Annotated in this window: 21 protein-coding genes; 10 read left to right on the top strand and 11 right to left on the bottom strand. The window is 37.1% G+C overall.

Going from position 1 to position 21,683, the window contains the following annotated elements; genetic code table 11:
• Positions 1-12: 12 nt before the first annotated feature.
• From ABMA70_RS02020 to ABMA70_RS02010, 3 genes are all read left to right on the top strand, one after another.
• Positions 13-1,134: a DUF444 family protein gene (locus ABMA70_RS02020; protein ID WP_103217312.1), complete on the top strand. Its 1,122-nt coding sequence runs from the start codon at positions 13-15 to the stop codon at positions 1,132-1,134.
• Between the two features lie 24 nt (positions 1,135-1,158).
• On the top strand, positions 1,159-2,640 hold the full coding sequence (locus tag ABMA70_RS02015; protein ID WP_103217311.1) for a SpoVR family protein: 1,482 nt from the start codon (positions 1,159-1,161) through the stop codon (positions 2,638-2,640).
• A 94-nt stretch (positions 2,641-2,734) separates the two neighbouring features.
• Positions 2,735-4,561: a hypothetical protein gene (locus tag ABMA70_RS02010; protein WP_392991840.1), complete on the top strand. Its 1,827-nt coding sequence runs from the start codon at positions 2,735-2,737 to the stop codon at positions 4,559-4,561.
• Between the two features lie 13 nt (positions 4,562-4,574).
• Here the strand turns inward: ABMA70_RS02010 and ABMA70_RS02005 are convergent, their stop codons facing one another.
• The gene (locus ABMA70_RS02005; RefSeq protein WP_392991842.1) at positions 4,575-6,005 is read right to left on the bottom strand and encodes a hypothetical protein; all 1,431 of its coding nucleotides are present in this window, start codon (positions 6,003-6,005) and stop codon (positions 4,575-4,577) included.
• 80 nt (positions 6,006-6,085) lie between these two features.
• On the opposite strand from ABMA70_RS02005, the gene ABMA70_RS02000 reads away from it, so the two are divergent.
• The 7 genes from ABMA70_RS02000 to ABMA70_RS01970 all read left to right on the top strand — a co-directional run bounded on the left by ABMA70_RS02000 (position 6,086) and on the right by ABMA70_RS01970 (position 13,137).
• The gene (locus ABMA70_RS02000) at positions 6,086-7,786 is read left to right on the top strand and encodes a hypothetical protein (RefSeq protein WP_392991844.1); all 1,701 of its coding nucleotides are present in this window, start codon (positions 6,086-6,088) and stop codon (positions 7,784-7,786) included.
• A 12-nt stretch (positions 7,787-7,798) separates the two neighbouring features.
• Complete coding sequence (locus tag ABMA70_RS01995; RefSeq protein ID WP_392991847.1) at positions 7,799-8,854, top strand: RNA polymerase factor sigma-32; 1,056 nt, start codon at positions 7,799-7,801, stop codon at positions 8,852-8,854.
• Positions 8,855-8,936: 82 nt separating this feature from the next.
• On the top strand, positions 8,937-9,215 hold the full coding sequence (gene rpsO, locus ABMA70_RS01990; protein WP_103217306.1) for a 30S ribosomal protein S15: 279 nt from the start codon (positions 8,937-8,939) through the stop codon (positions 9,213-9,215).
• Positions 9,216-9,454: 239 nt separating this feature from the next.
• The gene (pnp, locus tag ABMA70_RS01985; protein WP_392991849.1) at positions 9,455-11,716 is read left to right on the top strand and encodes a polyribonucleotide nucleotidyltransferase; all 2,262 of its coding nucleotides are present in this window, start codon (positions 9,455-9,457) and stop codon (positions 11,714-11,716) included.
• Between the two features lie 20 nt (positions 11,717-11,736).
• Positions 11,737-12,204, top strand: a complete 468-nt coding sequence (gene dut / locus ABMA70_RS01980; RefSeq protein ID WP_103217304.1) for a dUTP diphosphatase — start codon at positions 11,737-11,739, stop codon at positions 12,202-12,204.
• A gap of 19 nt (positions 12,205-12,223) precedes the next feature.
• A complete protein-coding gene (locus ABMA70_RS01975; protein ID WP_103217303.1) occupies positions 12,224-12,508 on the top strand; it encodes a polyhydroxyalkanoic acid system family protein in 285 nt (94 codons plus the stop codon).
• Between the two features lie 41 nt (positions 12,509-12,549).
• Complete coding sequence (locus ABMA70_RS01970; protein ID WP_392991852.1) at positions 12,550-13,137, top strand: 2Fe-2S iron-sulfur cluster-binding protein; 588 nt, start codon at positions 12,550-12,552, stop codon at positions 13,135-13,137.
• 3 nt (positions 13,138-13,140) lie between these two features.
• Here ABMA70_RS01970 and ABMA70_RS01965 read toward each other — a convergent pair whose 3' ends face one another.
• The 10 genes from ABMA70_RS01965 to ubiE form a co-directional block, all read right to left on the bottom strand.
• The gene (locus tag ABMA70_RS01965; RefSeq protein WP_393022105.1) at positions 13,141-13,710 is read right to left on the bottom strand and encodes a hypothetical protein; all 570 of its coding nucleotides are present in this window, start codon (positions 13,708-13,710) and stop codon (positions 13,141-13,143) included.
• A gap of 68 nt (positions 13,711-13,778) precedes the next feature.
• Complete coding sequence (locus ABMA70_RS01960) at positions 13,779-14,030, bottom strand: GlsB/YeaQ/YmgE family stress response membrane protein (RefSeq protein WP_103217300.1); 252 nt, start codon at positions 14,028-14,030, stop codon at positions 13,779-13,781.
• A 100-nt stretch (positions 14,031-14,130) separates the two neighbouring features.
• Positions 14,131-15,291: a hypothetical protein gene (locus ABMA70_RS01955; protein ID WP_392991856.1), complete on the bottom strand. Its 1,161-nt coding sequence runs from the start codon at positions 15,289-15,291 to the stop codon at positions 14,131-14,133.
• Between the two features lie 137 nt (positions 15,292-15,428).
• Positions 15,429-15,599, bottom strand: a complete 171-nt coding sequence (locus ABMA70_RS01950; protein WP_158246822.1) for a hypothetical protein — start codon at positions 15,597-15,599, stop codon at positions 15,429-15,431.
• Between the two features lie 102 nt (positions 15,600-15,701).
• Positions 15,702-15,902: a hypothetical protein gene (locus ABMA70_RS01945; RefSeq protein WP_392991858.1), complete on the bottom strand. Its 201-nt coding sequence runs from the start codon at positions 15,900-15,902 to the stop codon at positions 15,702-15,704.
• A gap of 41 nt (positions 15,903-15,943) precedes the next feature.
• Complete coding sequence (locus ABMA70_RS01940) at positions 15,944-16,924, bottom strand: hypothetical protein (RefSeq protein ID WP_392991860.1); 981 nt, start codon at positions 16,922-16,924, stop codon at positions 15,944-15,946.
• Positions 16,912-17,823: a 1,4-dihydroxy-2-naphthoate octaprenyltransferase gene (menA, locus tag ABMA70_RS01935; protein ID WP_392991861.1), complete on the bottom strand. Its 912-nt coding sequence runs from the start codon at positions 17,821-17,823 to the stop codon at positions 16,912-16,914. Before menA ends, ABMA70_RS01940 begins: the two co-directional genes overlap by 13 nt.
• 4 nt (positions 17,824-17,827) lie before the next feature.
• Positions 17,828-19,549: a 2-succinyl-5-enolpyruvyl-6-hydroxy-3-cyclohexene-1-carboxylic-acid synthase gene (gene menD / locus ABMA70_RS01930; protein ID WP_392991863.1), complete on the bottom strand. Its 1,722-nt coding sequence runs from the start codon at positions 19,547-19,549 to the stop codon at positions 17,828-17,830.
• Positions 19,531-20,904, bottom strand: coding sequence for an isochorismate synthase MenF (locus ABMA70_RS01925; RefSeq protein ID WP_392991865.1), 1,374 nt, complete (start codon positions 20,902-20,904; stop codon positions 19,531-19,533). Before ABMA70_RS01925 ends, menD begins: the two co-directional genes overlap by 19 nt.
• A complete protein-coding gene (gene ubiE, locus ABMA70_RS01920; RefSeq protein WP_103217293.1) occupies positions 20,905-21,618 on the bottom strand; it encodes a bifunctional demethylmenaquinone methyltransferase/2-methoxy-6-polyprenyl-1,4-benzoquinol methylase UbiE in 714 nt (237 codons plus the stop codon).
• Positions 21,619-21,683 lie beyond the last annotated feature (65 nt).

Below are 21,683 nucleotides of genomic sequence, written 5' to 3'. Positions count from 1 at the left end.
ACTGGAGAGTTAATGGATCACCCGATTAAAAGAGACCACGCACGTTTTCGAAAAATTATTAAAGGAAAGGTGCGTGATAATCTAAGAAAGTATATTGCTGGCGGTGAGATGCCAATTCCAAAGGGCAATGGGCAATTTAAAGTTCCAATGCCTTCAATCAACACTCCTCAATTTCGCTTTGGTGATAAAAGCCAAGGAGGAACAGGACAGGGTGATGGCCAGCCAGGTGATCCAGTCGATGGACAAGGTGAACCGCAAGAAGGTCAAGGGGAGCCAGGTGAAGCTGGTGAGCAGGAAGGTGATAAGGCCCTCGATGTTGAAATGAGCTTAGATGAGCTTGCTTCAATTCTTGGAAATGAGCTAGCACTTCCTAAGATCGAGCCTAAAGGTAAGAAGAATATGCAGTCAACTGTTGATCGCTACACAAGTATCGGTACAGTTGGACCAGATTCACTTAAGCATTACAAGAGATCTTTTAAAGAGGCCCTAAAGCGACAAATCGCAATGGGGACATATGATCCAAAGAATCCTGTCGTTGTTCCAATCAAAAGTGATATGCGCTACCGTGCAAGTGATTCAAAGATAGAATTTGAAAACTCTGCAGTTGTAATCTACATGATGGATGTTTCAGGATCAATGGGGGATGAACAAAAAGAAATTGTTCGCACAGAATCTTTTTGGATCAATCTCTGGCTTAAGTCGCAGTATAAAGATATTGAAATTCGCTATATCATTCATGATGCAACGGCAAAAGAAGTTGATGAAGAAACATTCTTTAGAACTCGTGAAAGTGGTGGGACTCTTATTTCATCGGCACTTAAACTTTGTAAGGATATGATTGCTAGCGATTATAATTCAGATGAGTGGAATATTTATCCTTTCCATTTTTCGGATGGTGATAACTGGTCTGCAGAGGACACTAAGGTTTGTCTTGATATTTTAAAGAATTCAATTATTCCAAACTCAAATGCATTCTTCTACGGACAAGTAGAGTCTCGTTATGGTTCAGGTCAGTTTTATAAGGACCTCGCCAAAGAATTCGGTGAAAAACACGAAGATGTTATTTTGAGTAAAATTAAAAATAAAGAAGCAATCCTAGATTCAATTAAAGACTTTCTAGGAAAAGGTAAGTAAGGCGTGACTCCAGTAATAAGTAGTATGGAAAGAACTAAACCACTAAGTGGAGAACTTGCAAGATTAAGAGATGAGGTTCATAGCTATGCAGTAGAATATGGCCTTGATTTCTATCCTGTTGTTTTTGAAGTTTGTGACTACGATACAGTTTGTATTTTAGCAGCAAATGGAGGTTTTCCTTCTCGCTACCCGCACTGGAGATTCGGGCTCGAGTATGATCGTCTTGCTAAAGGAAACCGTTATGGTTTTCAAAAAATATACGAACTTGTAATCAATACTGACCCTTGCTATGCATATCTTTTAAGCTCTAATCGCTATGTTGATCAGAAACTTGTTATGGCCCACGTTTATGGGCATGCTGACTTCTTTAAGAATAATGCTTGGTTTAGAGGAACAGATCGTCGCATGATGGATGTTATGGCCAATCATGGAACGAAAGTTCGTCGTTATATGGATAAATATGGCCAAGACCGTGTCGAAGAATTTATTGATACAGTCTTATCATTTGAAAACCTACTTGATGTTAATGTGCTCTTCCAAAGTGAAGAGAAGCAAAGAACATCTGCTGATGATGAATTTGAATTTAAGGATGACCGCTCGCAAGTTCTTAAGTCATTTATGAATTCTAAAATGGCACGCTCAGGCCTTGATAGCGATAAGGTGGAAGTTAAGAAAACACCACTAGAGCTTCTTGATGAAGAAATTCGTGGAACACGTGATATTATGAAATTTCTAATTGATCACGCTCCAATTGAAGACTGGCAAGCGGATATCATTGGAATTCTAAGAGAGGAAGCTTATTACTTTCTTCCACAGAGAATGACTAAAATTATGAATGAGGGGTGGGCATCTTACTGGCACTCTAAGATTCTTACTAAGAAGGCCTTAAATAGTTCTGAAATTATCGACTTTGCTGATATTCATTCTGGTGTAATGGCCATGAGTAAGCAAAATATCAATCCATATAAGATCGGCATTGAGCTTATGCGTGACATTGAATACCGTTGGGATACTGGAAAATTTGGAAAAGAGTATCAAGATTGCACAGACCTTCATAAAAAAGAAAATTGGCATATTGAAACAAATATGGGACGTGAGAAAATCTTCGAAGTAAGACGCACTCATAATGATATTACTTTCATTGATGAGTTCTTTACTGAAGAATTCTGTAATCGTATGCAGCTTTTTACGTATAAGTATAACTCGCGTACAGGACGCAATGAAATTGAAACGCGTGACTTCAAAGAAATTAAGTCAAAGCTTCTTAATCAATTAACAAATTTTGGTACACCAATTATTGAAGTGGAATCGGCAAATTATAAGAATCGTGGTGAGCTTCTTCTTCGTCATGTACACCAGGGAGTAGACCTTGACGTTGGGCAGGCCCAGGATACAATGGCCAATATCTACAAGGTTTGGAAGAGACCTGTCTCAATCACTACTATCGTTGAAGATAAGTCCATTGTTTATCTTTTTGATGGGATTGAGTTTAAAGAAGATAACTAACGAGTAATCTATATTGCTTATTGACCTAAAATTACTTTCAAGTAAAATTGAAGTATCTTTAGATATAAGAATTTAAGTCAATTTAGGAATATTCATGCTTTCAAAAAGTACCCTCTTCGTTTTATCGTTAATCTTTTCAATTCAAACCTTTGCAGCGATAAAGTTAAATTCTGGACGTGGTGATATTTCACTCGTTAGCAAGAATGGCTCACGCCAAATTGACGCAACAAAAATTTCCCAAGAGATAGGACTTTCTCAAGACACTCTTATCATTACTGAAGATAATTCATATGCCCGCCTTGTTAATGATCGCGGTGATACTATTTTTATAGGGCCAAATTCGAAGGTTACTATTGAACTAATTAATGCGACAGAAGGTGACTTTATTTCGCTTCATGCTGGCCTTGTTAGAATCATGGCAAAAAAGCAGCGAAAGGTAAGAGAGGGGCGATTTGATCGCGTCTTTGTGCGCACTAATAGCGCTCTTGTAGGACTTGAAAACTCTGACTCTCTTATCCTCTACAATATCTATAATAACGTAACAGGTGCTCTTACTTTTACAGGTAAGGCCAATATGAAAAGAGTTAATCGTTCTCATAAATTTAGTGCAGGTGAAAGACTTGTTTTTAGAAGAAGCGTTAAAGAGCAAAAGATCAAGTTTAAGTTTCGCACAAATAATGAACTCCAAAACTTTAGCATGGAAATTAATGAAGTTCTCTTTGGGGATAACTTAAAGGACGTCTCAACTGTTGCTAGAGGACAGTATAGTGCTACTTTTCACGATTCTAGACCAGTGTCAATGCCTGTAAAAATCAATCCTCTGCAATTATCAAGATTATACAGTAATAGACTTCTTGATATGACAGTTTATTCTGAAGATACTGATAGTGATGATTTTAATATTGCACCATATCCTTTAGTTTCTAACTTAATGAAGCCTGCAGAACAAGTTAGTTCATACCGCGGGCAGTACTCTGCTAATCAAAGAAGATACGCGCCAAAGGCAGGTGGCCTTATTGATTTAGTTTCTGGAATTTATATTCCACCTGAAAAAGATGCCACTTTTAACGAAGAATACCGAGTATATGAGGCCCGTGAAATCGGCCGCATTAATGGTTCAAATGGAAACTTTATTGCACCTAAAAATCTGACTCTTGATCCAAATCGTGGCTTTGTTGTGCTCAACAATACTCATGAGTCAATTGAGAAGCAAAATCAATTAAATAATCTTTTAAAGTCAAATCTCTTATTGGCCAGTTATAAAAATGTAAGTGGAAAGAAAATGACTACGGCAGAAAGATTTTCTTCAAATATCATTGGCCTTTCACTCGTTAACCAAGGTTATACTTACGGTTATGGTTCAGGTGATTTTGAACTGAGTAAGCGTGGTATTGAGCTAAGTTTAGCTTTGATTGGTAATGGAAGTTTTAGGCCATTTGCAAAATTTAGACTATTAAATGAAAATTTTGAAACCTCTGCTTTTTCAAATAATATCGAACGTTTTTATCAAATGAATTTAGGTCTTGATTATCAATTCGGCCATATTTTCTATCTTAGCGGACAACTGTCAATTGATGAGGAGCCTATCGTACTTAGTGCTAGTTCAAGTATTGTAAGTGCAACTCTAACTAATTTTATCGGGGAGTTTGGTCTAAAAGTAATTAATCTAGATAAATTAGATCTTTTTGCACGCGCCGGTGCTAAGTATAATCTTGCTAATGCTGATGATGGATTTGATGTTGATAGTGGGATTGGTTTCTATTTTGGAGCTAAGGCCGATTACTGGCTAAATCGTGCTAGTTTCATTTTTGCGGAATTTGATTATCTGGCCCATTCATATTCAATTTCTGGTGGTGGAAATGATAGTGATGTTGATATGAGTGGAGCGGTATTAAATATTGGCTATCGCTATTCTTTTTAAGAAAAGATTTTTATCAGTGCCCAAGTTTTGGGTACTGAGCTAGATCAAGCTCGTAAATATCTTTTTGATAAATTAAGACAGGCTCTTCGAATTTCTTATCTGAGACAGGTGCTATCATCGCCTCAAGTCGGTCCTGTATTGTTTTAGATTCCATTTTTTGGTCTTTTCTTATGACTTCAGTTGTAAAGTTATTCCAAAGTTTCGATTGCATGTGTAACCAACAACTGATGATATTCTTATTCAGGCACGATTTATCACTCAATTGTACCCAGTTTTGATCGTTATTTAACAGTTTTAAATATGTACTTAAAATAGCTGCTTCATAAGGAAGTCTTTTGTTGTAACGAATATCAAGATTATTCATCAGATAGACGGCCTCCTTAAATTTACCTTCTTTAATAAGAATATTTATTCTCAATAACTCTTTCTCTCTCGATAAAGAGTCTGATACGGGTATCTTTGATAGGGCAACCCTTGCGTTTCTAAAGTTACCACTAAGCCATGCGGCAGCTAATAGTAACTTATTATTTACAATTGATTCAGGTTTTAAAATCAAGTTAGAGATATAGTGTGAATAGGCCGTTTTAATGTCACCTTTATGAACTTCCATATGGCCTTTAATCTTGTTTGTATTCGTATTATCTATTGATTGCGCAAGTTTTAAAGCCTGATCATATTTTCCTGCATTATAAAGGTTTACTGCAACTAAAGTTCTAAGCATTGGATCAGCATAGAAATCAACAGGGATTTTTCCATAATGCTTTAACACTCTCTCATGTTCTTTAAAAAAGATTCCATATCTTAGAACTGTCTTAATGATATCTAAGTTATTGCTGGCCATGAGATCTCGTATTTGTGTTGATCTCACATATCCTTTCAAGCGTTTTTCTAAAACCAAGTTAAGCCATGTATTATCTTGATAAGGGTTTTTATTATGTACTCTAATAATGCAATTATTGTATATTTCTTCAACCTTTGAATCCATTTCCTTTGGCATAGAAAGGGCACTAACCATTCTTAGTGTACAGTTTTGATAAAACCATGATGCATTATCTTGAAGAGAGGCAAGCGTATCTCTTGTCTCCTTTGCTCTAGCATCTGAAAAGTATGCTAGAACAAGGAAGCGTTTAATAAGGAGTTCTTTCTTATAACTATTAGTCTTTGCAAGTAACTTTTCTAATACCAATATGGCATCGTTGGAATGGCCGTCTATTAAAAGTGACTTGGCCACGCGTAATTGATCGAGAAAGTCTTTACGATCATCAAGTTGTAGGCCTTCGTTAAAGTAGGCGGCCTCAATCTCATGATAAATATTGTATGGAGGATTAAGTTCTCTTTTTGCTTGTCTGGAAATAATCGAAGAATACGATTGGGCACGAATCATTTCACTTAGTAATGATAAGCTAATGAGTATAAGAATGGCCTTTAGTGAAATTATTTTCATATTTTAATTCTTTTAAATTTCCTATTAAACCTTTCGGGAATAATTCCGATAACTTAAGGGAAACTTTAAATGGATTTTACATGGATGTTTTCGCAAAATTCTTAAATTATATGCGCATTGTTTTTGTGAGCTTATTTGGTCTGCTGTCTCTTTATTCACAAGCTGCCGATAGCCTTGTTTTAAACAAGCAAGGGGATATGATTTTTGATAATCTGAGTAAATCAATCGAACAATCTCGCGTTAAAAATTCAAAAGAAAACTTTGATCTCTTAAATGATTATAGAAAATTTTATCTTGAAGATGAGAAACTTGATTATTTTTGTCGTGAAAATAGCGCAAAATTATACTTTAAAAATGGCCTTGAAAGAGACGAGTTTTATCGCACTATCATGGCAACTCTTCAGTATAAGATGATGACGTATTCGATGCATGCAATAGCGACTTATGCCAAGAAACTTCAATTTGATAGCGAGCAATATGATAATTTAGTAAGATCTCTCATCTCAAAGTGTTCGCAAAATATAACTTTAATGGGACATCGTCTTATAAAGTATCATTTCGATAATTACTTCAAAGACGAAGGCGAAATATTCTTGCCAATAGATCAAAGAAAGAAATTATTTACAGATAAACTTAATAAGCTACAAAGTGAAAATGAAATTCTTGTTAATGAACTTTATTATACGACAGGGATTTTTTCACACGCATGCTCTTGGGGAGGTCAAGTTGAGTATCCTAGAGAGCTTTCAAAATTTCTTTCTTCTTCCGCTGTTATGAGTTTTATCATCCGTGAATTAAGTGGCCTAGATACTAATAGCTATGATGATAAATTGTCTGACAAAAAAGGGGCGCTTTGTCGCAATCAAATTTGTCGTCCAAAAGAAATCACAAAAATTCAAAATGGAATCATCCGACCAGTTGGTTCTGCCAATTTAAATTTTGATTTCAAACTAGCGTATTGTGAAAAATTTCGTTTCTCTTCTCCTAAATATTCGACAGAAGTTAGTCCTGAGTTAGTGAGTGCTCTTGATGAATTTAAAGAAGAGAGGCCGCGCTTAATTGGTCAGTTCTTGGCCCTTGTTACTCGCATACCTGATTTTAATGTATGGACTCATGATTCAAAAACAATTAAGGACTATATTTCATTGTCAAATGATGGCCTATGGGATTTTTGGGCATCAGATTATCTGAAATCAAATTCTAAAAAGCTCTCTTACGAAGAGGCCCTAGTTATGCAAGTTGATAAAGAAGTAAATAACTACTTTGTTTATCATAAAAGCTTTCCTCAGATTAATTTCAATGTTCTTCATGGAGAGTTTGATAAGGCAAGTGATATCAATAATATGTTAGGCCTACATTTTGATATTAATATTCCTCGTACTGATATCAAATGGATTTATGAGCAATACAAAATCGCTCATGTTGGAAACGATGATAAGTCGATCAAGAAGTTAAAGGAGCGTTTGGCCCTTTATGTCGAAAATGATTACAAGGATATTAAAGATACGCTGATGCAGTTTTCAGTAAATGCTGATTTAACGCAAATAATAACAGATGAGCTTTTTAGACAATTTGATATAATTGATATGATTGAGCTACCAAAGGGTGAAGATAATAGACAACTAAAGATTGGCGTAAATATTAGAATTGCACCATTTGCTCTTGTTGCAATACGAAATAAAAGAATTGTATCTGATCTATCAAGTAGAGATTTAAGTGAAATTAAGTCTTTAGAAACTCTAAATAATATCGATTCTATGGCCTCGGAAGCCAAAAAATGATAAATAGCCTTAATGGCAAAAATTAATAACAATAATAAGAATAACAATCAGTCAGATCCTAATTATGATGTTGAGGTTCTCCCATCAGTTGAGGATTCTGATCTTTTTGATAATGATGTCGAAGTAATCGAGGATGATCTCGAGTATGTTGATATCAGTCCTAAAAAACTTACGATAGATGAAGAAGTTGAGCTCATTCAAGAGACTCTTCCGGCCCTGGCCTCAAATCTTCCTGTTCCTTCAAAACTAGATAATAAATTAAACCAATATCTAAAAGATATCTCACGTTATGAGCTACTTTCTCCTGAACAAGAGAAGCTGCTGGTTAAGCAATTTCGTGAATCAGGTGATATTGATTTGGCAAAGAAACTCGTTGTTTCTAATCTTCGCCTAGTTGTCAAAATCGCTATGGAGTACCGAAGTGCTCACGCCAATGTGATGGATTTGATTCAAGAAGGGAATATTGGCCTTATGAAGGCCGTCTCATTATTTGAACCAGATAAAGGCGCAAAGCTTTCATATTATGCTTCTTGGTGGATTAAATCTTACATTCTAAAATTTATTCTCGATAACTTTAAGTTAGTTAAACTTGGTTCAACAAATGAACAAAAGAAGTTGTTTTATAACCTGATGCGTGAAAAAGAGCGTCTCGAGGCCCAAGGGATTAAGCCTGATCATAAGACTATTGCCCAGAACCTTGATGTTAGTGAAAAGGCCGTGGCCCTGATGGATATGCGCCTGGGTGAAGGTGGCTCTGAAGTTAGTATTGATACTCCGGTTGGAGAGTCGTCTTCGACCATGGGAGACCTACTGCCTGATTCTGGTGATTTTGCCGAAGATATCGAGTTCCAACAATCCTTGAAATTATTACAAGATAATCTGGATCATTTTATCCAAGGCCTAAAGCCTCGTGACCAGGAAATCTTTCGTGAAAGGCTTCTAAATGATGCTCCGCGCTCTCTACAGGCCATCGCAGATGATTATGGGGTTTCTCGTGAGCGAATTCGTCAAATTGAGGCCCGTTTGCTCGAGAATTTAAAGGTTTACATGAGTGAAATAATACGTTAGTATGCTCAAAATTATAGCGCCCCTTTCTTGGCCTGGAAAATAACTTCCTTGCTCGGTTTTGGGTAAGTTTTAGGAGAAAAATATGATTTCAAATGCAGAAACAGCAAGCATCGTAGCAGAATTTGGTAAAGAATTTGGTGCAGGTGAAAAAGACAGTGGTTGTGCAGCGGTTCAAGTTGCAATTCTTACAACAAGAATCAACAACCTTAAGACACACTTTGGTGCACACATTCACGACTATTCTTCAAACCGTGGTCTTCTTAAGATGATTGGACGTCGTCGTCGTCTTCTTAAGTATGTTGCTACAAACAACGAAGAAAACTACAAAGCACTAATTAAGAAACTTGGTCTAAGAAAGTAAGCTTTATATATCAAGGCAAAAGAAAGGAAGCTTTATGCTTCCTTTTTTTTATTTAAGCAGTTAAAATTTTAGTACGGAAATGGTTAAGAGGAGAGTTTGAGATTTAAGGGATATTAAAATTTAAAAACACGCTGATCTCAGTGGTTTTAGATTTTCATATTCTTTGGATTTCTTCTCACATACATTCCAACTAACACATTTCTAAATATAGACATTCAAAAATATAAATGGAGTTATTTATGTTAAACAACAAACGAGAGTTTACTTACAACTTTGGTGGTAAGGAAGTTACAATTGAAACTGGTCGTATGGCAAAACAAGCTGACGCATCAGTTATCGTATCTAGTGGTGGTACACAAGTTCTAGTTACTGCTACATCTGCAACAGAAGTAAAAGACGGACAAGACTTTTTCCCACTTCTAGTTGAATACACAGAAAAATTCTATTCAGCAGGGAAGTTCCTTGGTGGATTCTTAAAAAGAGAAGGTCGTCCTTCAGTTGGTGAGACTTTAAATGCTCGTCTAATTGATAGGCCACTAAGACCTCTTTTCCCACACGGATATATGTTTGATACAGTTATTTCTGCAACTGTAATCTCTTACTCACCAGAAGGTGACCCAGAGGTTCTTGCTGCACTTGGTGCATCAGCAGCTCTAACTATTTCTGATATCCCATTTGAAGGTCCAATTGGTACTTGTAAAGTTGGTCGTATCGGTGGTGAATTTGTTATCAACCCTGACCATGACAAATGGGCAGAGTCTGATATGGAAATCGTTGTTGCAGCAAGTGACAATGCAATCCTTATGGTTGAAGGGGAAGCGAAAGTCGCTCCTGAGCAAGATGTTCTAGATGCAATCTTTTTTGGTCAAAAAGAAATCGAAGGCTTTGTTGCATTCCTTAAAGATATTCAAAAAGAAGTTGGTAGAGCTAAGCGTGAATTCGTATCAGCAGCTGCAAACAATACTATGCTTGAAAAAATCAGAGCAGACTACACAGCAACAGCTCGTGAGGCGCTTAAGATTACTGATAAGCTAGAAAGACAAAAAGCTGTTAAAGCTATTGAAGCTCAAGTTAAAGCTGCAATGGCAGACGCACCAGAAGCTTTTGGTCTAACTGAAAACGATGCATTCGGAAAAGAAGCATACAAAGGTGTAGATGAACTAATGTATGAAATGCTTCGTGGAGATATCTTAAATGAAGATAAGCGTATTGCTGGTCGTGGACTTGCTGAAGTACGTGAAATCGAAACTGAGATTGATGTACTTAAAGTTCCACACGGATCATCTCTATTCACACGTGGAGAGACTCAGGTTATGGCCGCTGTTACTCTAGGTGGTAGCAAAGGTGCTCAAATGAGTGACCGTATTATTGGTACTTCAGAAGATCAATTCTATCTACACTATAACTTCCCTCCATATTCAGTAGGTGAGGCACGTGGTGTACGTGGTGTTGGACGTCGTGAGCAAGGTCACGGAAACCTAGCTGAGCGTGCTCTTAAAGCAGTTATCCCAACAGACTTCCCATATACAACTCGTCTTGTATGTGAGGTTTTAGAGTCTAACGGTTCTTCTTCAATGGGTTCTGTATGTTCAGGTTCAATGGCACTTATGGATGCTGGTGTTCCTCTAACTGCTCCTGTTGCAGGGATCGCTATGGGTCTAGTAACTGATGGTGAAAGATTCAAGATTCTTACAGATATCCTTGGTGACGAAGATCACCTAGGTGATATGGACTTTAAAGTTGCTGGTACTACTGAAGGTATTACTGCAATTCAAATGGATATCAAAATTACAGGTCTTACTAAAGAGATCGTTGAAAGTGCAATGGCACAAGCAAGAGAAGGACGTCTTCACATCCTAGAAGAGATGGCAAAGACTATTTCTGTTGAAAGAAAGACTCTTAAAGAGGGTGTTCCTGTAATGAAGTCTATGCAAATTAAGCAAGACCAAATCGGTGGCCTTATTGGTCCTGGTGGGAAGAATATTAAGAAGCTTCAAGAAGATTTCGAACTTACTATCGAGATTGATGAAGATGGAACAACTAAATTCATCTCAACTAATCAAGAGATGATTGATGAGTGTATGGCACTTGTTGGCCTACAACTTAATGGACCAGAAGTTGGTAAAGTTTACGAAGCAAAAGTTGCTTCTCTTAAAGACTACGGTGCATTTGTTGATATCGCTGCTGGTGTTGGTGGACTTGTTCACATCTCTGAAATCGCTGAAGATAGAATCACTGATGCAGCTGACTACCTAGAAGAAGGTCAAGAAATTAAGATCAAGGTTCTTGAAATTGATAAAATGGGACGTGCAAAGCTTTCAATCAAAGCTGTTGAAGCACTAACTCGTCGTGATGGTAAAACTGAAGCAGAAGCTCAAAAAGATGCACCAAAGCGCGAGCCACGTGAATCAAGAGATGGTGATAGAGGTGATCGTCGCCCTCGTCGTGATGACAGAAAGCCAAGAGGTGACAGAAAGCCTCGTGGTGAGAAAAAAGACTAGTTAGTTAGATCAGGATTTTTATGATCGATAGAGTAGTTGATTTAAAAGTAAAGAAGCTAGAGCATTACGACTCTAGCTTCGATCTTCCACAATATGAAACAACTGGAGCTGCAGGTGCGGATCTTCGTGCTCATCTTGAGAACAAAGATAGCCTTGTGATTGCTCCAGGTGCTCGTGTCTTAGTTCCAACAGGACTTAGTTTTGAGATCCCTCACGGGTATGAAGTTCAAATTAGGCCACGTTCGGGACTATCATTTAAGACTGACCTACTTGTTGTTAACTCACCTGGGACAATCGATTGTGATTACCGCGGAGAAGTTAAGATCATTCTTGGAAATTTTGGAAAAGAAGATTTCATCATTAAGCATGGTGAGCGAATTGCTCAGATGGTTATGGCCCCGGTTTGGCAGGCCAGAATTTCGGCCGTGGATGAGTTATCTGATACTGAAAGAGGAGCTGGAGGTTTCGGCTCAACAGGGACAAAGTAGTAAAATAAGGATTATTGTAATGAGTTTAAAAGTAAACTATAGCCAAGCTTCATCTCAAGAAGAAGCCTACAATCTAGGTAAGCAGGCCGTAACACCTGAATACGTCGCAAAATTCAATGTAAAAGCTGATGTGACGACTGATGATGGTAATTTTTCCATGCAAGCTAAAGGAAAAGGCTTTGAATTGAAGCTAAAGTTTGAAGAATCTTACTGTCTGGTTGATCTTGACCTATCTTTTATGCTAAAGCCTCTTAAAGGAAAAATTTTAGAAACCATTGAGAATAAGATTAAGAAGACGGTTTAATCCTTCTTTATCTAACTCAATAAAAATAATGAAGGCTTAAAATGTTCAAAGTTACTCTTACTCCATCAAATGAGACAATCTATGTTGATGATGAGATGTCTCTATTAGAGCATCTAAAAAAGAATGGAGTTTATGTTAACTCTAGTTGTGGCGGACACGGAACTTGTACAGATTGTATCGTTCGTGTAATGGCCGGTTCAGATAATCTTAATGAACCAACAGAAGTTGAAAAAAAGCTTATCGGTAATGTTTTTCACATCACTAAAGAGCGTATGTCATGTCAGACAATCGTAAATGGTGAAGTTACTGTGGATATGTCAGGACACTCTAAAGCTGGTGTTGAGGCAAAGCGCGAAGCTAAGAATAAAAAAGTTGTTAATGATAAACTTTCAAAGCTTAAGCAATCTGGAAACTTTAAAGTTAGAAAGAAAGATGAAGTTGAGAAAGTAATGACTGAGCGCCAAGCTAAGTGGGAAGAAAAGAACTCTAAGAAAGAGGAATGGAAAAACCACTGGGAGCGTGATGGACGCGACAACTCTAAAGAAAAGCGCCTAGGTGGCGGACGCCGTCCTAAAACAATTCGTCAAAACTACAAAGAAGAAGACGATAAAAATTCTAAAGACGATTAAAAATTAAAATTCCGACAGCAGGGCCTGAATCTTTTTCAGGTCTGCTTTTCTATTTGAGCGATCAACAAAAATATACTTTCCATCTTCAAGCTTTGCAAAAAGCTGGAAGTAACCTTTGTTTTCAAATCCACGCATTGTAGGATCTTGCTTCATTTTTGCCACATTTGGAGAGTCCATAAAGTGATCGATTGAAAAGGAATCCTTTGACTCTAGTTTATAAGTCTTCTTATAAATTGGAATAAAGAACAGTCTATGTTTTAGTACAAGCTTATCATCTTGCTTAACGATGAATTTCTCATACATATAAAAACATAGCGTAATAAATGGAATTAGAAATAGAGTGGCCGCAACTGCAATTACAAGTGCCTGATTGATACTATCACCTGTGTTGTAAAGCTTAACCATTGGACCTTTAACACCAATGAACATTGCAAAGACAACTGTTGCCGCAGCTAGAAGATAGCCCCAGAAAACCATTGGTAGTCCATAGGTTTTAAGAGTTAAACCCTCTTCATTGATTGTGATACGATCTTTTTCTTCTTTTGATACTGGAAATATAAACATTAGGCCCATGTGGCGTATTTTAGTCACAGGCCTGCGATTAGTCTACAGATAATTGCCTTGTTCGCATTAACTTTTGTTCATAGTTTTTGCAAGAGCTGGAGAGTCGCTAGAAAGACGATAGCGCCGATGGTTGAAATAACGATACTTCCAATAAGGCCATAGCCTGCAAAGCCAACCAGATGGAATGTGAAGCTTCCTACGAAGGAGCCCATGATACCCACGATGATATTGCCGACAAGGCCAAAGGTTTCTCCGCGATAGAGACTTCCAGCTAGCCAGCCTGAGATAGCACCAATAAATAAAATTATGATAAATTGTTCGATGGCCACGAAACACCTCCTAAATTAATTCATTTTAGGAGATGTATCGTACTGATTGTTAGTTAAGATAACTTAAATAAGTAAAACTTTTAAGCTCTAAGTACTGGGTCTAAAGCCAAGTACTTAGTGAGAAGTTAATTGCGTATCCGTTCGTCTCGTCCGCATTACCATCTGTTGATGTATTTGTTTCTTCTCTTAGCTGGCGCTCTACTAGGAAACCACCATTAAGTTGTACTTTCTTTGATAGCTTGTACTGAGCACCGATATCAAGTTTGTAGATCGTTGTTCTACTTACATTTCCATCGTTATATCTCGACTGTCCAAATTCTGTTGATGGGTAGTCGGCTGCATCGTGTGCTAGGTCGTAAACAAATGAGTACTCAGCGTTAATCCCCGCGGCCCACTTGTCATCGATCTTATAAAGAAAGCCAGCTTGAGCATTGTAAGTTTCTTGCTTAAGAGTTGCGTAGCGATCGTTTGGATGCTTTGAGAAGTAACCAAAAAGACCTTCTGTCCAAAATGCCCAACTATTATTTTCATATTGGTATGCTACAGAATAACCGTGATCTGCTTCTGGATCGATATCGCGCCAGTAAGTGAAAGCACCTACGATGATCTCATGATTTTGAGAAGGGATATAGCGACCTTTATAAGCAAAACCTCTTTGAAAGTTTGTGTTAAAAGTTCTTTCTGTATCATAAGAAAGCTCAGACGTCGGGTCTCCACCAAGGTATGGAATTGATTGATTGTCTCTGTCACGTCTTACTTGTTGGTTTGAACCAAAGAAAGTCACATCGTGAATTTGACCTTGTCTCCATCCACCGTAGCGTAGAGTTAGAAGATACTTTCTTTTAAAGTATCCAGCTCTCATCCCAGAGTAAGTTTGCGTAAGGTATCCACCGTCCATTAGGTTTCTTTCAGTGATACCAAAGTGCATTGTGTAGAAAGGAACTTTACCCTTACCACCTGTTAGTTTCCAATTACTATTGAAACGGTAAGTAAGTAGGGCCTCTTCCATTAGATCAACAGTTGTCCCAGCTTCTTCAGTTGCATCAATATCAAGTTTGAACTTTGCACTCCACTGCTCGTGGTTAAAGTAAACTTTAATATCAGCAGTACCATAACCCATTTCAGCACGAGTGCTGTTGCCACCGATCTTCTCAAGTGTCATTAGGTCTAAAACCATGAAGGCACGAACATTGAAGTCGTAGGCTTGGGCAGTAATACTACTAAGTAGTAATAGTGAAACTAGTAGGGATTTTTTAAACATTGTCTACTCTCTCTTATCAAAATGACATATAAATTGGCGATTTAATAAGAGAGATGTATCAATTAAGTGACAAACTGTAAAAACAGAATTGTGTTAAGTGTGAATTACTTACAATATAATTTTGCCTTTGCTGTTTTTTAAAGCTTATTGCAGTCTTCGTAATTCTCGTAATATTGTTCGTAGTCAGGAACTGATGTTTCCTTACAGTCTTTTCGCTCAGAAGCGACATCACGAGTTGAGTTCGAAGAGCACGAGGCGCTAAATAAAACTAGTGTAGACAGGGCAAGTAGAGAGATAATTTTTTTCATGAAAAACTCCTTTTTCCTGCAAATATTATAACTCGAATTAGGATAAAAAAAAGGCCTGCAAAATGTGCAGGCCCTCTATTACATGATCGATAGAATCGATTATTAAGAGTGTGACTTATGGGCCTTTTTGCCCTTCTTGTCTTTGCGATCACATGATTTTCCATCACATTTTTTCGAGTCTTTGCAGTCTTTTTTCTTCTTAGCGCAACAACTCTTTTGTGAGCGATCACATGACTCACCAGTTTTCAATGATGAACAAGATCCCATAACTAACAATGCAGTTAGACCAAGTACTTTAAACATAACTTCTCCTTAAAATTTGTTAATAATCTTCAACACAAAGATTAAAGAGGCCTTGCAATTAGCAAACTCTTTTGAGGTTGAAATTCTTTGAATAATTTTAACCCATTTTCGTAGAAGTTGAACGTAGAAAGGCCTGCGGCATTATTTTCTAAAGCTGCAAGATGAATAATAAAGTTAAATAATTTAGGACACTCAAAGCCACTTGTGACGATAATTTGCCAATTTCTTTTATCACGTCTTAACTGGAAGAATTCAAAGACACTTATGTTGACACCAAACTTTAGAACTAAATGACTTACTTCCTCTGGTATTGAGTCCCTAAATTGAAATTCAAAGCTTTCATCAAGAGCTAGAGTGATCTTATCACTCCATAGACTTTGGGCCCAAAGCCCAAGGTCACTAAATGGTTCTTCAATATATTCGATGGCATCAATTGTATTTGAATCGAGGTTATAGAGAATACTTTCTAAGACTGAGCTATCAAGGGATCTATTGCCATCAAGGCGTAACTTAACTCCTTTTGCTGCAAGTGAATTAAGGTCTGTGATAACTTCATGGGTATTAGAGTTAGTCGAAATTTTATATTTTAAAATATCAGAGGTGCCAAACTTTAAGTCTAATCCTTTCTGAAATAGTAAATTGATTTTGACGCTATTATTTTTACTAAAGTAATCTTCGTGATTGTCTTGCTTGAAGTTTTTCTTACGATAATATTTTATGAGGGCATACTCAAAAGCAAGAATAACGTTATTTGGAATATCTTTGGCATCAATAAGAGGCGCTTCAAATAAGTCCCCATTTAGAAATTGCTCGAGAGGATAGTCAATTTCGTACTCATGCTCAAGTTCTTGGTTTTCATAGAAGAAAGCAAACTGAGTAATATAAGAAGTGAATACTTCCTCTTCAATATATACTTCAACTTCAAAGTAATCGATTTTCTTATACTCTTTTGCTCGCGCCTTAAGTGCTAAGCGCATATTGTGAACTTCTTTGTATATAGGTCTAAGAATTAGCTTAGCCACAAGATTCCACTATAGATAAGTGATGTAATAAATAGGTACTTACCTGTACGAGCTAGACTATCGTTATAAGCTGGAGATGGCCCATTTTTAATTAAGAAAGTCCATGTCTTTAAAAAAATGAGAGTTATGATTAGAAACACCATCATAAAAGCAAGTGATTGTCCTTGATTTAGAACTAGGTATGAGTGGACACATAGAATGATAAAGGCTTGAGCAACAAAAAATAATGGAAGCCAGCTTGACGCTTTCTTTTTGAGTGCACGATTAAGTAAAACACCAAGAGTCATCTTTTTTGCAATAGCATCACTTTCAATATCACGTGCATTATTAATGGCCATGATAGCAGCACTTAAAAGGCCAGGAAAAAGACTCAGCAGTATGACTGCGTCGTTAATCGTTGAGGTCTGAAGATAGTAAGTGCCACAAACTGCAATATTTCCGAAAAAAATAAGAGCAAGTAGTTCTCCCATTCCATAGTGTGACAGAGGAAATGGCCCTCCTGTGTAATGATATGCACCAGCGATTGAGGCCAGACCTAGAATAACAATGGGCATACCCCCAACATTCATCAGGAAGATTCCAAGAAGAAATGCTAAGGCCAACGTTCCAATAAAGAAATTTTTAACTGTTTGCGGCTCTATTAGGCCGGTGTTTGTGACACGCTCTGGACCGAGGCGCTCTTGCGTATCAACACCAGTCTGAGTGTCATAGTAATCATTGATTAGATTTGATGAGATTTGTAAAAGTAATGTACAAAGCAGAGTAATAACAAAAATAATCCAGCTAATCTCGCCTTGGTCAAAAAAGGCATGTGCTGTCGCTAGTATTACTGGTGAAGCTCCCGCTGGTAATGTCTTTGGCCTTGCTGCAATGATAAAGCCTTTTACAAGTTGACTCATTCTTTTACCTTTTTACTGTTTTTAATTTTTTAAAGAGTGCCATATTCGACTCATTATTTGTTATGGCCTCTATAATATTGACCCCTTTAGAACTTAGGGCCTTTGCCACAAGTTTATTGAAGTCATCTTTCGTTTCACAACACTCATATGATAGGCCATCAAATGCTTTTATTAAGCGATCAAAGCGATCGTTGTGTGGAGTCGTTAAAAGAGGAAGAAATTCCTTCTCTTTAGCAATAGGTAGAAGATTAAAAATATCGCCTTGAAAGTTATTAATAATAATAACACTTAGGTTTTTTCCGGCCTTGGCAGCTTCTTCTAGCATATATAGAGAGTTTAGATCATGCTTGAATGAAATATCGCCAAGAACTAGTAGCTTTGGTTTATCATTCTCATCACTTAGTCCAACTAATGTTGCAACAAACCCTTCAATCCCACTAACGCCACGGTTAGTGAAAACATTTACATTTGATCTGTAATTACTTGATACAAAGTTATCAAAGCTTCTGACAATTGTTGAATTACCTACAAGAAGATCATAGTTTTCATCAATATTTTCAATAATATTCTTAGAGATAAAAGGTTGAGTCAGCTCTTCTTCTTCGATAACGGCCCTCTTTCTTTCCACGAAATCATGCCACATAACTGGTGGCGCTTGATTCAGTTCAAGTTTTACGAGTCCATTTAAAAATGAAAGAGGATCACAAATAATTTTATGTGTGTTTGAAAATCCTGGGTCGTGATCAAAGTCCACATTTGTTACATGGATAAGTTCACACTTATTTCTTTCTAAGAAATTATAATAATGCTTTGAAACTAAGCGGCCACCGATATGAATGATAATCTCCGGTGGACTTTGTTCATAGACATCCAAAACCTCTGGATGATCAAAGTTTGGTGTCAGATAGTCTTCGAGACAGAACTGGTACTTTAGTCCACTTGTGATATCAAGATACTTTGGCACCTTGATTTTCATTAGCGCGTCTTGATAATGCTCAAGATCTTTTTTTCCATCAAGTTTTCCAATAACGAGTAAGACATTCTTTGCCTCAACTAGTTTTTGTCCTAGTTCAAACTCCATTTGGTAAGTTTGATAAGCACTTGAGATCACCTTGGCACCGTTATTATTAAAACTCTCTAGCGCTTTTTCAAGATACTCTTTTGAAATAGGCATTGGTGTTGAGTCAAGTGGCTCTCTAAGAGGAAGGTTAATGTGTACAGGCCTCTTATTGATTTTTGCGCGTCCTATGGCCGTTGAAATTAGAGTTCTAAGTCTCGTAGCACTTAGCGCTTCATTTGGTGCCTCAAGACTTAAATTATAACAAGTGTGATCAGCAATAACACTTAATTGATCTATTGTTTGGTTTGAATCCGTTTTAACTAATTCACTAGGTCTATCAGCTGTTAATATTATTAATGGTAGCCCTGATTTATTTGCCTCGATAATTGCCGGCGCAAAATTGGCCATGGCCGTTCCCGATGTACATGTAAGCAGGGGAATTGAGTCTGAGACTTTAGATCGCCCTAGGGCCCTGTAGCTAAGTGCTCTTTCATCAAAGTATGAATATGTGTCAACAAGCTCATGATAGTGAGCAGCGGCAAGAACTGGTGCATTTCTCATTCCTGGGGCCGCGTAGAATTGCGTGATTGAATTCTTTGCTAATTCATCAACAATGATTGATGCCCAAAGTCTTGAAAGATTTTCAGTTACTGGAAATTTGTCCATGATTTGGCCTTGATAACTTCAGTGAAGTTTTTCATTTTGTTTGTGGTTTCATTCCATTCTTTTTCCGCTGAAGAATCTTTAACGATTCCACAACCAGCATAAATATGTAGGTCTGATTTATCCACAAGTGCACACCTTAGACCAACTGCAAGCTCAGTTTTGTCTTTTGAAAAATAACCAATTGGGGCAGCGTAGAGCCCGCGAGAATTAGTTTCTAGTTCACTAATAAGACTAATTGCAAGTGGCTTTGGAAGTCCCGCAACTGCAGGAGTAGGGTGCAGTTTAGTGATTAGATCACTGCGTTTAGCACTATCATTCAAAGTCGCTTCGTACTTCGTATGAATATGCTGAATATATTTAAGTTTTAGAATTTGTTCTTTTTTAGTAATTTCAATATCACTCGCTAAATTAGCTAGCGTCTCTTCAATATAACTTGAAACATGTCTGTGTTCTTCAAGCTCTTTTGTATTAGATAGTAGATTTTCCTCTAGTGCGTCATCTTCTTGCTTATTGGCGCCTCTTTTCGTCGTTCCTGCAATACTGTCGATCATAACTTTTCTGCCATCAAGCTTAAATAGAGTCTCTGGTGTTACACTGTAGAAGCATTGGTGTGCTGAAAATTGAAATAAGATATTATAGCTATTGTAGCTATTGTTTTCTTTTAGTGTCTTAAATTGTTCATATGAACTGATAGGGTTCTTAAATGAAACCTTAAGTTTTCTAGAAAGAACTATCTTAGAAATTTGTGAACGATTAATCTTAGAAACTGCGGCCTCAACTATTTTACTCCACTGATTCTTACTCGTCTCAGAAATATTCTTTGTTATATGATTGTAGTCACTATGCATATGCCTAGGATTTGGATCAAGGGTAATGGCCAATTCATGAAGGGCCTCTTTCTTATTTTGCTCATCCGCAAAGAATGAGTTTGGAAGAATTACATTGATATCAACACCCTGAGGTGTCGTTTCGATTAAGACCTTAGGAACAAAGTACGAGCAGTCTTCAAGTCCATGCCACTCAAGCGAATCTGCTTCAGCTTTAAATCTTTGAGCACCACAAATTTTAAGAAAATCATGAGACTCAATTAGCCTCTCAATATCTTCGTAGTGGTAAAGGGAGCTAAAGTCACGCCAAGAACCAAGGGCCAGAAACTCTGTATCTTTGTCTTTGTTTAGAAAGTAAAACTTTTTTGAAGTTTGAAAGAGGTCAATAATAGATGAGATATTATTAAACCCGGCCTCAAACTTTACAAGACTATATTCACTACCCTTGATTAAATCTTCACTTGAACAATCAAGTTTAATCAGGGCGTTGATGATATCAATTTGGAGGTTGTTAGCAGATAAACGCAATTACTTCTCTCCAATGTAAAGAGTGGCTATCCCAAATGTAAGAGTAATAAATCTAACGTTTTTAAAACCTGCTTTTGTCATCTCATCTGCAAACTCTTGTCCATATGGAAAATCTTCTACAGTTTGATTTAGATAGGTATAAGCATCTTTATGCTTAGAGATTAGGTTTCCAACAAATGGAAGTAAGTATCTAAAGTAGAAGAAGTAGATTCCACGAAAAAGAAAGTTCTTTGGAATAGAAAATTCTAAAACAAAGCTCCTTCCACCTGGACGAATCACTCTGTACATATTTTGTAATGATTTTTTGAAGTCTGGGAAATTTCTAATACCAAAGCTTACACTTGTTACATCAAATGTTTCATCGGCCGCTGGGATTTCAACTCCGTCGCCAATATGCATTTTGGCTTTTTTATCTAATTTCTTAGCAACAATTTTCTTCTTTCCGATTTCGATCATACCTTTTGATAAGTCGATACCTGTTACGCTTTCAACATTTTTTGCACGAGCAAGTGCAATTGTTAAATCTCCAGTTCCACAAGCAAGGTCTAGACACTGAAGTTTTTCTCTCTTCGGAAGGTTGGCAATAACCACCTTACGCCAGTAGATATCGATACCAAATGAAAGGATGTGATTTAGTAAATCGTATGTTCCGGCAATTTTATCAAAGATTTCAAATGACTTTGTTTTTCTTGTCGCAAGCTCTTTATTGCTCATATTTAATCAGTCCTTCTGCAGTGCAGTGTTTATCAATAGTATTTGCGTTATATTAATCATTTACG

The sequence above is a fragment of the Halobacteriovorax sp. XZX-3 genome (genome assembly GCF_043196495.1).
Classification (GTDB): domain Bacteria; phylum Bdellovibrionota; class Bacteriovoracia; order Bacteriovoracales; family Bacteriovoracaceae; genus Halobacteriovorax_A.
This window is presented reverse-complemented; position numbering and strand designations above follow the sequence as displayed.

What these genes read in the sequence shown, in the direction of transcription:
- ABMA70_RS02020 (WP_103217312.1), top strand. Translation starts at nt 13, where the DNA reads ATGGATCACCCGATTAAAAGAGACCACGCACGTTTTCGAAAAATTATT.
- ABMA70_RS02015 (WP_103217311.1), top strand. Translation starts at nt 1,159, where the DNA reads ATGGAAAGAACTAAACCACTAAGTGGAGAACTTGCAAGATTAAGAGAT.
- ABMA70_RS02010 (WP_392991840.1), top strand. Translation starts at nt 2,735, where the DNA reads ATGCTTTCAAAAAGTACCCTCTTCGTTTTATCGTTAATCTTTTCAATT.
- ABMA70_RS02005 (WP_392991842.1), bottom strand. Translation starts at nt 6,005, where the DNA reads ATGAAAATAATTTCACTAAAGGCCATTCTTATACTCATTAGCTTATCA.
- ABMA70_RS02000 (WP_392991844.1), top strand. Translation starts at nt 6,086, where the DNA reads ATGGATGTTTTCGCAAAATTCTTAAATTATATGCGCATTGTTTTTGTG.
- ABMA70_RS01995 (WP_392991847.1), top strand. Translation starts at nt 7,799, where the DNA reads ATGGCAAAAATTAATAACAATAATAAGAATAACAATCAGTCAGATCCT.
- rpsO (WP_103217306.1), top strand. Translation starts at nt 8,937, where the DNA reads ATGATTTCAAATGCAGAAACAGCAAGCATCGTAGCAGAATTTGGTAAA.
- pnp (WP_392991849.1), top strand. Translation starts at nt 9,455, where the DNA reads ATGTTAAACAACAAACGAGAGTTTACTTACAACTTTGGTGGTAAGGAA.
- dut (WP_103217304.1), top strand. Translation starts at nt 11,737, where the DNA reads ATGATCGATAGAGTAGTTGATTTAAAAGTAAAGAAGCTAGAGCATTAC.
- ABMA70_RS01975 (WP_103217303.1), top strand. Translation starts at nt 12,224, where the DNA reads ATGAGTTTAAAAGTAAACTATAGCCAAGCTTCATCTCAAGAAGAAGCC.
- ABMA70_RS01970 (WP_392991852.1), top strand. Translation starts at nt 12,550, where the DNA reads ATGTTCAAAGTTACTCTTACTCCATCAAATGAGACAATCTATGTTGAT.
- ABMA70_RS01965 (WP_393022105.1), bottom strand. Translation starts at nt 13,710, where the DNA reads ATGGGCCTAATGTTTATATTTCCAGTATCAAAAGAAGAAAAAGATCGT.
- ABMA70_RS01955 (WP_392991856.1), bottom strand. Translation starts at nt 15,291, where the DNA reads ATGTTTAAAAAATCCCTACTAGTTTCACTATTACTACTTAGTAGTATT.
- ABMA70_RS01950 (WP_158246822.1), bottom strand. Translation starts at nt 15,599, where the DNA reads ATGAAAAAAATTATCTCTCTACTTGCCCTGTCTACACTAGTTTTATTT.
- ABMA70_RS01945 (WP_392991858.1), bottom strand. Translation starts at nt 15,902, where the DNA reads ATGTTTAAAGTACTTGGTCTAACTGCATTGTTAGTTATGGGATCTTGT.
- menA (WP_392991861.1), bottom strand. Translation starts at nt 17,823, where the DNA reads ATGAGTCAACTTGTAAAAGGCTTTATCATTGCAGCAAGGCCAAAGACA.
- menD (WP_392991863.1), bottom strand. Translation starts at nt 19,549, where the DNA reads ATGGACAAATTTCCAGTAACTGAAAATCTTTCAAGACTTTGGGCATCA.
- ubiE (WP_103217293.1), bottom strand. Translation starts at nt 21,618, where the DNA reads ATGAGCAATAAAGAGCTTGCGACAAGAAAAACAAAGTCATTTGAAATC.